Below are 12,327 nucleotides of genomic sequence, written 5' to 3' on the forward strand. Positions count from 1 at the left end.
GGCGCCTACCGCTCGGCGAGTGTCATCAAACGGTCACGGTTTTGTGGCAGCGCGCCCGCATGAAAGTCATCAGACTCCGGTTCTACTGGGGATTTGCATTCTGGTGTTTCTTTCATGCGGGCTTTTTTATTTTTTCTTGCGCTGATCAGCGCCTTGCCTTCCTTTGCAGCGTCGCGATGCGACGTCAATGTGCCTACCGAACACGTTGAGCTGGCAACCCTGAACCTGGCCTACCAGAGCATCGGGCGCGACTCCGACCCGGCGCTGCTGCTGGTCATGGGCCTGGGTGGCCAACTGATCCACTGGCCCGATGAAGTAGTGGTTGCCTTGTGCCAGCAGGGCTTTCGGGTGATTCGCTACGACAACCGCGACGTTGGCCTCACGGCGTGGCGCCAGGCGCCTTCCGGCGCCAACCTCACCTATGAACTGCTGCGCTACAAGCTCGGCCTGTCGGTGACGGCGCCCTATACCCTGACCGACATGGCCGACGATGGCCTGGGCCTGATGGACGCCCTGCGCATCCAGCGCTTTCATGTGCTGGGCGTGAGTATGGGCGGGATGATCGCCCAGCACCTGGCGGCGATGGCCCCGCAGCGGGTAGAGAGCCTGACGTTGATCATGTCCAGTTCTGGCGCCGTGGGCTTGCCGGCACCGAGTCCTGCGCTGGTGCAGTTGCTGGCCAGGCGCGGTGCGCCAAATCGCGAAGTGGCCCTGGAGCAACAGGCCGACCTGCTGGCCGCGTTGGGCAGCCCCCAGGTCAAGGACGATCGCCAGGCATTGCTGGAGCAGGCGGCGCAGGCCTACGACCGGGCGTTCAACCCCGAGGGGGTCAAGCGCCAGATCATGGCGATACTGGCGGAGCCGAGCCGGGTCGATCTGCTCAACAACCTGCGTCTGCCGACCCTGGTGGTGCATGGCACTGCCGACCCGTTGCTACCCGTCATGCATGGGGTGCACCTGGCCGCCCATATCCAGGGCAGCCAGCTACGCCTGATTCCGGGGTTGGCGCATCGTTTTCAGGAACAGTTCAAGGCGCCCTTGCTGGCCGCGGTGCTGCCGTACCTGAAGGCCCATCGCGAAGACATGAGCCATTGGGCCCAGCTTTAGTGCAGGCGCACCCAGAGGCTGACCAATACGGTCGCCGCCACCAGCCAGGCCACCGCGGCCAGGGCCAGTGAGGCCTCCAGGCGCATGCGGTCGACCAGCAGGTACAGGGCCGCCAGGTAGACGAAATACGGAATGATCGACCACATGCCGAACAGGATGGTGGTCTTCAGGTCGTCGAGCGAGCGGCCTTTGCCGACGATGTAGTGGGCGATCAGGGCGAAGGTCGGGAACAGCGGGACCAGCCCTGCGATGTAGTAGTTGCGGGTCTTTGCCAGCGCGGCAAGGATCACCACCACGGCGGCGCCCAGGCAGGCTTTGAGTATCAGGTCCACGTGCTTTCCCGTTGGTGTGGCAGGTTATCCCAGGCCATATTTTTTGACTTTGTCGAACAGGGTGGTCTTGGCCATGCCCAACTCCTGGCTGGCCTGGCTGAGGTTGCCTCCGGTACGTTGCAAGGCGTCGCTGAGCAGGTTGCGTTCGAACGCTTCAACCGCCTCGGCAAAGCCCAGGCCCTGATTGGCGGTGGCACCGGCTTTCTTGAAGGCCGGCAGGCCCAGGGCATAGCGTTCGGCAACGTTGCGCAGTTCGCGCACGTTGCCCGGCCAGTCGTGGGCCATCAGCCGCGACAGGGTCTGACTGTCCAATTGCGGCGCCTCACGGTCGAAGCGCAGGGACGCCAGCTGCAGGAAGTGTTCGAACAGTTGCAGGATGTCTTCGCGGCGCTCGCGCAGCGGCGGCAGTTCCAGGGTGACCACGTTCAGGCGGTAGTACAGGTCGCTGCGAAACTGTCCGCTCTGGCCCAGGGCGTCGAGATCGGACTTGGTCGCGGCGATCACCCGGCAGTCGACCGGAATGCTCTGGTTCGAGCCCAGGCGTTCAAGGGTGCGTTCCTGCAGCACCCGCAGCAGTTTGATCTGCAGGTTGATCGGCATGCTTTCCACTTCATCGAGGAACAGCGTGCCGCCGTTGGCATGTTCGATCTTGCCGATGCGCCGTTTGCCGGCACCGGTGAACGCGTTGGCCTCGTGGCCGAAGATCTCGCTTTCGAACAGGTTCTCTGGCAGGCCGCCGCAGTTGAGGGCTACGAACGGCTGCGCATGGCGGCGGCTGAATTCGTGCAGGCAACGGGCAACCAGCTCTTTGCCGGTCCCGGTTTCACCTTCGATCAGCACGTTGGCTGAGGTGTCGGCCACATTGGCAATCAACTCGCGCAGGTTCTGCATGACCGGCGAACGGCCGATGATCCGGCCTTCCAGCGTGCTTTGCTCGGCCAGTTGCCTGCGCAGCGCGAAAACCTCCCGCGACAGCCCGCGCTGCTCCAGGGCGCGGCGTACCACTTCGACCAGGCGCTCGGGGGCGAAGGGCTTTTCCATGAAGTCGTAGGCACCGTTGCGCATGGCGCCGACGGCCATGTCGATATCGCCGTGGCCGGTGATCAGCACCACGGGCAGGCTGCTGTCTCGCGCCTTGAGGCGGCCGAGCAGTTCCAGGCCATCGATGCCGGGCAGGCGGATGTCGCTGACCACGATCCCGGCGAAGTCATCACCGATGCGTTGCAGGGCCTCTTCGGCACTGCCGACGCCTTCGCAAGCGATATCTTCCAGCGCCAGGGCTTGCTGGCAGCCGAGCAGCACATGCGGGTCGTCTTCGACGATCAGGACGGTAAGGGGCGCTTGGTTCATAGGGACTCGGCAGATTCTGTGGGGGCATTGACCAATGGCAGGGTGAGGACGAACGCGGTACCGCCGCCGGCGGGGTGTTCGACACTCAGGTTGCCCTTGGCCGCGGCCGCGAGGCTGGCGGACAGGGTCAGGCCCAGGCCCAGGCCGTGCTCTCCCGGTTTGGTGGTGAAAAAGGGTTCGAACAGGTGCTTGCGCGCTTCGTCATCGATGCCGTGACCGTTGTCGCGCACCCGCAGGCGGTATTTGTCGCCCTGCAGTTCGCCTTCCAGCCAGAGTTGCGGCAGCGGCTGGGCAGCCATGGCGTCGAGGGCGTTGCCGATCAGGTTGACCAGGATCTGCTCGAGGCGGGTCTGGTCGATGGCCAGTTGCTGGTCTTCGAAGTGGCTGTGCAGTTTCAGGTGGCACCCGGCAATGCGGTTACCCAGCACCTGCAAGCAGGCGTCCACGGCCTTGGACAGCGACGCCTGGCCGCTGTCGTCGCCGCGCCGGGCGAAGGAACGCAGGCTGGCAGTGATGCGGCCCATGCGGTCGATCAGGTCGTTCATGGTACGCAGGTTGGTGCTGGCGGTTTCCAGGGCGCCGCGCTCGAGGAAGCGCACGGTATTGCCCGAGAGGGTGCGCAGGGCGGCCAAGGGTTGGTTCAGCTCATGGGCGATGCTGGTGGACATCTGGCCGATGGCCGCCAGCTTGCCGGCCTGGACCAGTTCGTCCTGGGCGTAGCGCAGGGTCTGCTCGGCGTGCCGGCGTTCACGTATCTGGCCGATGAGGCGTTCGTTGCTGGCACGCAGGTCGGCGGTGCGCTCGGTGATCTTGCGCTCCAGCTGGCTGTTGGCTTCTTCCAGGGCTTCACGGGCGGCCAGGCGTGTGGCGATCACCTTGCGACGCTCGTTCCAGGCGATCAGCAGGATGGTCAGCAAGGCGAATGCCACGGCCACCAGCATGCCCTGGATGATCGACTCGCGGCGCAGGTCTTGCAGCGGCGTGAGCAGGGTGAAGTGCCAGGGGGTGTCGCTCAGTCGCCGTGTCTGGGCCAGGTAGGCCACTTCGTGACTGCCATTCCCGAGTTCGGCATTGGCCGGGAAGCTCAGCTTCTCGATGCCGTCGGCGTATTTTTCCCGCGACAAGGGTTGCAGCTCGTTGAGCGGCCACCAGTAGTACTGCAGGCTGCGGGCCAGGCGCTCCTTGGTTTCCGGGCTCAGCGGGCGTACCGACTTGAGGCGCCGCGCCGGGTCGCTGGAAAGGATGATGATGCCGTTCTCGTCACTGACGAAGGCTTCCAGGCGGGCGCGCTGCCAGCGTTCTTCCATCGCTTCCAGGCGCACCTTGATCACCGCCACGCCAATGATCTTGCCGTGTTCTTCCAGGCCGTGGGCCAGGTAGTAGCCTGGCTCGCCGTTGGTGCTGCCAATCCCATAGAAGCGCCCGGGCTGGCCGCGCACGGCATCCTGGAAATAGGCGCGGAACGACAGGTCTTCGCCCAGGAAACTGTCGACATCGCGCCAGTTGCTTGTGGCCTGGACCCGGCCGGTGGTGTCGAGCACGAAGATCGCCCGACTGCGGCTGCGCCGGTTCAGGCCTTCGAGGTATTCGTTGACCGTCTGGCGACTCTCGCCATCGGTTTCGGTCAGCAGGCTGGAGACGCTGTCTTCCAGTTCCAGCAGGCTGGGCAGGTAGGTGTACTTGCTGATTTCGCTCTCGACCCCGCGCGCGTGCAGCTCGAGCTGGCGCTCGCCGGTTTCGCTCAAGGTGCGGATGCCGTTGTGTTCGCTGATCATGAAGCCAGCCACGCCCAGACCGATCATCAACAGAATGATCAAGGGCGGAATCAGCAGTTGGCGGATCAAACGGGGTTTCACGGCAAGGGCAGGCTTGGCTGGGCGAAAGAGCGTGGGATCGCATTTCATCACAGTGGCCCTGTAACTAACAGCGCTGCCTGTCCGGCGTTCGCCGGACAGGCAGCGTCGACACCTCAGTGCTGCAGGATTTTGCTGAGGAAGTGCTGGGTACGCTCATCGCGAGCATGTGGATCACCGAAGAATTCTTCTTTGGTGCAGTCCTCGATGATGTTGCCCTTGTCCATGAAGATGACGCGGTTGGCGACCTTGCGGGCAAAGCCCATTTCGTGCGTCACGCACATCATGGTCATGCCTTCGTTGGCCAGTTGGACCATCACGTCCAGTACTTCGCTGACCATTTCCGGGTCAAGGGCCGAGGTCGGTTCGTCGAACAGCATGACGATCGGGTCCATGGCCAGTGCACGGGCAATCGCGACGCGCTGCTGCTGGCCTCCGGAGAGTTGGCCCGGGTGTTTCTTCGCCTGGTTGCTCAGGCCTACGCGCTCAAGCAGGGCCAGGCCCTTCTTGGTTGCTTCGGCCTCGCTGCGGCCCAGGACCTTGCGCTGGGCAATGGTCAGGTTTTCAGTGATGGTCAGGTGCGGGAACAGCTCGAAGTGCTGGAACACCATGCCGACCCGCGAGCGCAGCTTGGGCAGGTTGGTCTTGGGATCGGCGATCGAGGTGCCGTCGACGACAATGTCACCTTTCTGGAAGGGCTCCAGAGCGTTGACGCACTTGATCAGGGTCGACTTGCCGGAACCGGACGGACCGCAGACCACCACCACTTCACCTTTTTTGACCTCGGTGTTGCAGTCGGTCAGAACCTGGAAGTCGCCGTACCACTTGTTGACGTTCTTGATGGAAATCATACGGTTATCCTTTTCTGCAGACGCTTGACCAGGAAGGAAGCGGAGAAGCTGATGACGAAGTACACGATGCCGGCGAAGACCAGGAACTCGTTCGAGCGTCCGATGATGTCGCCGTTGGCACGTGCGGAGTTGAGGAAGTCCACCAGGCCGACGGTGTAGACCAGCGAGGTGTCCTGGAACAGGATGATGCTCTGCTGCAGCAGCAGCGGGGTCATCTTGCGAAACGCCTGGGGCAGGATGATCAGGCGCATGGTCTGGCTGTAGTTCATGCCGAGCGCCTGGGCCGCGCCCATCTGGCCCTTGGAGATCGACTGCACGCCGGCACGGACGATTTCACAGAAGTACGCCGCTTCGAACATCATGAAGGCCACGACGCAGGAGGTGAACGCACCGACCGGGGTGTCTTCGCCGGTGATCCAGCGCAGCACGAAAGGTACCGCCAGGTAGAACCAGGTGATGACCAGCAGCAGCGGGATGGAGCGGAAGTAGTTGACGTAGGCACCGGCAATGTTTGCCAGCAGCTTGCTCGACGACAGGCGCATCAGTGCCAGGATGGTGCCCAGCGCGATACCGCCGACCACACCCATGACCATCAGTTGCAGGGTCATCAGCATGCCGTTCCAGAGGCCTGGAAGGGCGGGAATGATTCCACTGAAGTCCATTATTTACCCCCCACGGAGATCAGGCCGGGTACGGCGACTTTCTTCTCGACCATGCGCATCAGCAGCATCAGGCCCATGTTCAGGGTGAAGTAGATCAGGGTCGCCAGGGTGAAGGCTTCAAACAGGTTGGCCGAGAATTCGGCGGTCTGCTTGGTCTGCGCCAGCAATTCCATCAGGCCGATCAGCGAGGCCACCGAGGAGTTCTTGAACACGTTCAGGAATTCGGAGGTGAGCGGCGGAATGATGATCCGGTAGGCTTGTGGCAGCAGCACGTTCCAATAGATCTGGGGCAGGCTGAAACCCATTGCGCGGGCTGCGGCTTCCTGGCCGCGGGGCAGTGCCTGGATACCGGTGCGCACTTGTTCGCACACCCGGGCAGCGGTGAACAGCCCCAGGCAGATCACCACGCTGATGAAGGCCGAGGTGGTCGGGTTGAGGTCTTGCTTGAACCACTCCTGCAGGCCTTCTGGCAGCAGATCGGGCACCAGGAAGTACCAGATGAACAGCTGTACCAGCAGCGGTACGTTACGAAAGAGTTCCACGTAGGCCGTGGCAATGCCCGATACCAGACGGTTCGGGACAGTACGCATGACGCCGAGTATCGACCCCAGCAGCAATGCGATGATCCAGGCGGCAACGGCAATGCCGATGGTCCAGCCCAGGCCGGTGATGTACCAGTCCAGGTAGGTTTCGCTGCCGACGCCGGTGGACTTGAAGAATACGCCCCAGTCCCAGTTGTAATTCATCGGGATCTCCCCTCAGATCAGTTGTTTCACGGGCACCTTCGAGCATCCGAGGGCGCATGACGCCCTCGGATGAAAGGTTAGACACTAACTAGCTGGGGATCAGGACTTCTTTTCGTCTGCAGCTTTGTCGGTAGGATTGGCGATCAACGCCTTGAGCTCTTCGCTCATTGGGAACATCAGGTTCAAGCCCTTTGGCGGGATTGGCGACTGGAACCATTTGTTGTAGATCTTGTTGATTTCGCCCGACTTGTACAGCGCGATGATGGCGTCGTCGACGGCCTTCTTGAACGGCGCGTCGCCCTTGCGGACCATGCAGCCGTAGATTTCATAGGATTGCGGGGTACCGGTCACTGCCCAGTCGGTCGGCTTCTTGGCCTTGGCCATTTCGCCAGCCAGGAGGGCGTCATCCATCATGAAGGCAACCGCGCGACCGGATTCGAGCATCTGGAACGACTCGCCATGGTCCTTGGCAGAGATAACGTTCATCTTCATCTGCTTGTCGGCGTTCATCGACTTGAGGATACGCTCGGACGTGGTGCCAGCGGTGGTGACTACGTTCTTGCCGGCCAGGTCCGGGAAGTCCTTGTAGGTGGAGTCTTTCTTGGACAGCAGGCGGGTACCGATTTCGAAGATACCGACCGAGAAGTCGACCTGCTGCTGGCGCTCGACGTTGTTGGTGGTCGAGCCGCACTCGACGTCAACGGTGCCGTTCTGGACCAGTGGAATGCGGGTTTGGGAGGTGACGAGGTTGTAGCGGACTTTCAAGTCTGGCTTGTTCAGGTCCTTTTTCAGGGCCTCGACGATTGCCAGTTGGATGTCGTGGGAGTAACCGACCGGTTTGCCCGAAGCGTCAGCGATGTAGGAGAACGGAATGGAGGCGTCGCGATGCCCCAGGGTAATGGTGCCGGAGTCGTTGATCTTTTTCAGGGTGCCTGTCAGCTCGGCGGCGGTGACTGGCATGCTGATCAAAGCAGCCGTGACGGCTGCGCCCAACAGGTGGGGAACGATACGCATCAAAATTTCCTCGACGTTGTTTTTTTTATGAAGCCGTTGGCGGGCTCTTCGTTCAGCGAACACTGCAATGAAGCGTTTTGCGCATTCGGGTACTGAGTGTAGAGCATGACTCGTGCCAAGCCCTGACTTTGATCATAAAGCCCTGAAAAATAAAGGCATTAATCTTTTCTGAAGATTTGACGGCAGGAGTAGTCGTCCGGGTGGCCGAATACTGGCGGAAAGGGGCGTTCGGGAATCCGAATGCCCGTTCCTGCGAAGGGGTCAGGCGGCGCGATGCAGCTCCAGGCGCTGGAGGTAGTCGCGCAGGGCCTGTTGTTCAGCGGCGGTAGTGAACAAGCCAAGCTTGGTACGGCGCCAGAGGATGTCGTCAGCACCCAGGGCCCACTCTTCGCTGCGCAGGTAATCCACCTCACGGGTGAACAGGCCGCCGCCGATGGCATCGCCAAGGTCTTCAGGGCCTTGTACGCCTTCGAGCAGGCGCCATACGCGGCTACCGTAGGTCAGCGCCCAGCGTCGGGCAATTTCGGCAGGCAACCAGCCACAGCGGGCCAGGATCGCATCGGCCAGTGCTTGCGCCGTCGTCATGTTTTCGCCGCCAGGCAGCGGGGCGCAGGCCGTCCAGCTGCCACGCATCTGGGTGAAGAATGGCGCCAGTTCACTCATGGCCGATTCGGCCAGCTTGCGGTAGGTGGTCAGCTTGCCGCCGAATACCGACAGCAGCGGTGCCTCGCCAGTGCTGGCAGACAGCGCCAGGGTGTAGTCGCGGGTGACCGCCGACGGGTTGTCGGACTCGTCGTTGCACAGCGGACGCACACCGGCAAAGGTATGCAGGATATCGGCGCGGCTGAGGGTGTGGTTGAAGTGCGCGTTGACCACGTTGAGCAGGTAGTCGGTCTCGGTTTCGGTAATCGCCACCTTGGCCGGATCGCCGGTGTACTCGCGGTCGGTGGTGCCGATCAGGGTGAAGCGATCCAGGTAGGGGATGGCGAACACGATCCGCTGGTCTTCGTTCTGCAGGATGTAGGCATGCTCGCCTTCGTACAGCTTGGGCACGATCAGGTGGCTGCCCTGAATCAGACGAATACCGTAGGGAGCATCGAGCTTGAGATCGTCCTGGATGAACTTGGCCACCCACGGACCGGCTGCGTTGACCAGCGCCCGGGCCTTGATCGACTGCTGGCTGCCGTCGGCATTTTCCAGTTGCACATGCCACACGCCATCGACCCGACGAGCGCTGACGCAACGAGTACGGGTGCGGATGTGTGCGCCTTTCTCACGGGCTGCCATGGCATTGAGAACCACGAGGCGGGCGTCATCGACAGCGCAGTCAGCGTATTCGAAGCCACGGGTGATGCTCGGCTTGAGCGGGTTGCCCGGGCCGAATCGCAGGCTGCGCGAAGCGCCCAGTTGCTTGCGCTTGCCCAGGTTGTCGTACAGAAACAGGCCGGCACGGATCATCCAGGCCGGACGCAGGTGCGGGCGATGGGGCAGCACGAAGCGCATCGGCTTGACGATATGGGGGGCCTTGGCCAGCAGTACTTCACGCTCGGCCAGGGCTTCGCGCACCAGGCGGAACTCGTAGTGTTCCAGGTAGCGCAGGCCGCCATGGATCAGCTTGCTGCTGGCGGAAGATGTGTGGCTGGCAAGGTCGTCTTTTTCGCAAAGGAACACCGACAGCCCTCGTCCGGCTGCATCGGCGGCGATGCCCACGCCATTGATGCCACCACCAATTACGGCGAGGTCATAGAGGTCGGCAAGGGCAGGTGATGACTGGCTCGGATGGGGCACGGGCGGCTTCCTCAAAACTTTCTTACATCGAATTTGAACATTGATGTTCATTTTCGAAAATATTAGCGCAACAGAATGCCGGCTGCCAGTCGCTTCCCATAGAAAATACTGATCGGATGACGATTAAATGAAAAATAACGAACATTTACCCTGCCGCCATTGCGGCGGCAGCGTTGAACGGCTCAAACCACGTCGAGGCGGATCTTGTTCTGGTTGAGCAACTGGGTGAGGGCAGGCACGGGGGCCTGGTCGGTCACCAGGCAATCGATCAGGCTGATCGAGCCCAGTCGCACCATGGCATTGCGACCGAACTTGCTGGAGTCGGCAGCGAGGATGACCTGGCGGGCATTGGCTATGATCGCCTGGGAAACCCGTACTTCCTGATAGTCGAAGTCGAGCAGGCTGCCGTCTTCGTCGATACCGCTGATGCCGACCAGCGCAAAGTCGACTTTGAATTGATTGATGAAGTCGACACTGGCCTGGCCCACCACGCCACCGTCGCGGCGCACGTTGCCGCCCGCCAGCAGCACCTCGAAGTCGTCCTTGGCGCTGAGGATAGAGGCCACGTGCAGGTTGTTGGTGATGATCTTCAGGTGATTGTGGTTGAGCAGGGCGCGGGCGATGGATTCGGTGGTGGTGCCGATGTTGATGAACAGCGAGGCGTGGTCCGGGATCTGTGCGGCGATGGCTTCGGCGATACGCTGCTTTTCATCGCGCATCTGATCGGCACGCATGGCGTAGGCGGTGTTTTCGATACTGGAGTCGTACGCGGCGCCACCGTGGTAACGGCGTAGCAGGTTGACCTCGGCCAGCTGGTTGATGTCACGGCGGATGGTTTGCGGGGTAACGACAAATAGCTGCGCCATTTCTTCGATACTGACGTAGCCGCGTTCGCGCACCAGTTCGAGGATTTGTTGTTGGCGAGGGGGCAGGTTCATGGGCGGTCCTTTGGGGCTGCCGGGGCAAATTGCGCCATGATGCCGTAGGATTTCACTTACGACCAGTCGCCGACAGTATCGCGGGGCAAGCCCGCCCCTACGGTAGGAGAGGGCTTGCCCCGCGATAAGGCATTGTTATTCCTCGTGCGGTTCCCAGTCGCGGGTGCGATCCACTGCCTTCAGCCAGCCGGCGTACAGCTTCTCTTTCTGGGCTTCTTCAAGCTGCGGGGTGAACTCGCGCTCGATGATCGCCTTGCCGCGCAGTTCGTCCAGGCCACTCCAGAAACCGCAGGCAAGGCCAGCCAGGTAGGCGGCGCCAAGCGCGGTGGTCTCACGCATTTGCGGGCGCTCGACACAGGTGCCCAGGATGTCGGCCTGGAACTGCATGAGGAAGTTGTTGGCGACCGCGCCACCATCCACGCGCAGTTCGCTAAGGCGCTGGCCGCAGTCCTGTTGCATGGCATCGAGGACATCGCGGGTCTGGAAGGCGATCGACTCCAGGGCGGCGCGGATGATGTGATCGACTTTCACACCACGGGTCAGGCCGAACAGTGCGCCACGGGCGTAGGGGTCCCAATAGGGCGCGCCCAGGCCGGTGAAGGCGGGTACCAGATAGACACCGTTGCTGTCCTTGACCTTGCTGGCGAAGTATTCGGTGTCGTGGGCGTCGTTGACGATCTTCAGCTCGTCACGCAGCCACTGCACGGTGGAACCGCCGTTGAACACTGCACCTTCCAGGGCGTAGGCCACTTCGCCGCGTGGGCCGCAGGCAATGGTGGTCAACAGGCCGTGGGACGAATTCACCGCCTTGTCGCCGGTGTTCATCAGCAGGAAACAACCGGTGCCATAGGTGTTCTTGGCCTGGCCCGGCTCTACGCACATCTGGCCGAACAGCGCGGCTTGCTGGTCGCCGGCAATACCTGCGATGGCGATGCCGCTCTTGGTATGGCCGTAGACTTCGGAAGAGCTGCGCACCTCGGGCAGCATCTGCCGAGGGATATCCAGCACCTGGAGCATCTTCTCATCCCACTCAAGGGTGTGGATGTTGAAGAGCATGGTGCGCGAGGCGTTGGTGTAGTCGGTGACGTGAACCTTGCCACCGGAAAACTTCCAGATCAGCCAGCTGTCGACGGTGCCGAACAGCAGTTCACCGCGCTCGGCACGCTCACGGGCGCCCTCGACGTTGTCCAGCACCCACTTGAGCTTGGTGCCGGAGAAGTAGGGGTCGGTGACCAGGCCGGTGGTTTCGCGGATGTAGTCCTGCAGGCCGTCGCGCTTGAGCTGCTCGCAGATCTCGGTGCTGCGCCGGCACTGCCAGACGATGGCGTTGTACACCGGGCGACCGGTTTCCTTGTCCCATACCACGGTGGTTTCACGTTGGTTGGTGATACCGATGGCGGCAACCTGGTCATGGCTCAGGCCAGCCTGGGCCAGGGCCTCGACCATGGTCGCGCTCTGGGTGGCGAAAATTTCCATCGGGTCGTGCTCGACCCAGCCAGCCTGCGGGTAGTGCTGGGCGAATTCACGTTGCGAGGTGCCTACCACGTTGGCATCGCGATCGAAAATAATGGCCCGCGAACTGGTCGTGCCCTGGTCCAGGGCAATGATGTAGTTCTTGTTCTGGCTGTCTGTCATAACGTTGGCCTTGCACTCAAATGGGGTAGATATCAGGGCAGGGCGAGCCTG

12 protein-coding genes are annotated in these 12,327 nt (G+C 61.9%); 1 reads left to right on the top strand and 11 read right to left on the bottom strand.

Going from position 1 to position 12,327, the window contains the following annotated elements; translation table 11 throughout:
- Positions 1–5: 5 nt before the first annotated feature.
- Positions 6–188 carry a hypothetical protein gene (locus NPS58_RS10060; RefSeq protein ID WP_274115400.1) on the bottom strand — a complete coding sequence of 61 codons (183 nt, stop codon included), beginning with the start codon at positions 186–188 and terminating at the stop codon, positions 6–8.
- Between NPS58_RS10060 and NPS58_RS10065 the strand changes: the two genes are divergently transcribed.
- Complete coding sequence (locus NPS58_RS10065) at positions 115–1,107, top strand: alpha/beta fold hydrolase (protein WP_274115212.1); 993 nt, start codon at positions 115–117, stop codon at positions 1,105–1,107. The two genes, NPS58_RS10060 and NPS58_RS10065, sit on opposite strands and share 74 nt — an antisense overlap.
- On the opposite strand, the gene NPS58_RS10070 is transcribed toward NPS58_RS10065, so the two are convergent.
- From NPS58_RS10070 to glpK, 10 genes are all read right to left on the bottom strand, one after another.
- A complete protein-coding gene (locus NPS58_RS10070; RefSeq protein WP_274115392.1) occupies positions 1,104–1,430 on the bottom strand; it encodes a GlpM family protein in 327 nt (108 codons plus the stop codon). The genes NPS58_RS10065 and NPS58_RS10070 overlap by 4 nt on opposite strands.
- A gap of 33 nt (positions 1,431–1,463) precedes the next feature.
- The gene (locus NPS58_RS10075) at positions 1,464–2,789 is read right to left on the bottom strand and encodes a sigma-54-dependent transcriptional regulator (RefSeq protein ID WP_274115213.1); all 1,326 of its coding nucleotides are present in this window, start codon (positions 2,787–2,789) and stop codon (positions 1,464–1,466) included.
- Positions 2,786–4,693 (bottom strand): sensor histidine kinase, encoded by a 1,908-nt coding sequence (locus NPS58_RS10080; RefSeq protein ID WP_274115214.1) that lies wholly within the window; start codon positions 4,691–4,693, stop codon positions 2,786–2,788. The genes NPS58_RS10075 and NPS58_RS10080 overlap by 4 nt, the downstream gene beginning before the upstream one ends.
- A 65-nt stretch (positions 4,694–4,758) precedes the next feature.
- On the bottom strand, positions 4,759–5,493 hold the full coding sequence (locus tag NPS58_RS10085) for an amino acid ABC transporter ATP-binding protein (RefSeq protein ID WP_028943465.1): 735 nt from the start codon (positions 5,491–5,493) through the stop codon (positions 4,759–4,761).
- The gene (locus tag NPS58_RS10090) at positions 5,490–6,158 is read right to left on the bottom strand and encodes an amino acid ABC transporter permease (RefSeq protein WP_274115393.1); all 669 of its coding nucleotides are present in this window, start codon (positions 6,156–6,158) and stop codon (positions 5,490–5,492) included. Before NPS58_RS10090 ends, NPS58_RS10085 begins: the two co-directional genes overlap by 4 nt.
- Positions 6,155–6,901 carry an amino acid ABC transporter permease gene (locus tag NPS58_RS10095; protein WP_274115215.1) on the bottom strand — a complete coding sequence of 249 codons (747 nt, stop codon included), beginning with the start codon at positions 6,899–6,901 and terminating at the stop codon, positions 6,155–6,157. Before NPS58_RS10095 ends, NPS58_RS10090 begins: the two co-directional genes overlap by 4 nt.
- 99 nt (positions 6,902–7,000) lie before the next feature.
- Positions 7,001–7,915 carry a glutamate/aspartate ABC transporter substrate-binding protein gene (locus NPS58_RS10100; protein WP_274115216.1) on the bottom strand — a complete coding sequence of 305 codons (915 nt, stop codon included), beginning with the start codon at positions 7,913–7,915 and terminating at the stop codon, positions 7,001–7,003.
- 261 nt (positions 7,916–8,176) lie between these two features.
- Complete coding sequence (glpD, locus tag NPS58_RS10105) at positions 8,177–9,703, bottom strand: glycerol-3-phosphate dehydrogenase (protein ID WP_274115217.1); 1,527 nt, start codon at positions 9,701–9,703, stop codon at positions 8,177–8,179.
- Between the two features lie 182 nt (positions 9,704–9,885).
- On the bottom strand, positions 9,886–10,641 hold the full coding sequence (locus NPS58_RS10110; protein ID WP_274115218.1) for a DeoR/GlpR family transcriptional regulator: 756 nt from the start codon (positions 10,639–10,641) through the stop codon (positions 9,886–9,888).
- A 135-nt stretch (positions 10,642–10,776) separates the two neighbouring features.
- Positions 10,777–12,276, bottom strand: a complete 1,500-nt coding sequence (glpK, locus tag NPS58_RS10115; RefSeq protein WP_274115219.1) for a glycerol kinase GlpK — start codon at positions 12,274–12,276, stop codon at positions 10,777–10,779.
- Positions 12,277–12,327 lie beyond the last annotated feature (51 nt).

Source organism: Pseudomonas putida, from assembly GCF_028682455.1.
Taxonomy (GTDB): domain Bacteria; phylum Pseudomonadota; class Gammaproteobacteria; order Pseudomonadales; family Pseudomonadaceae; genus Aquipseudomonas; species Aquipseudomonas putida_AA.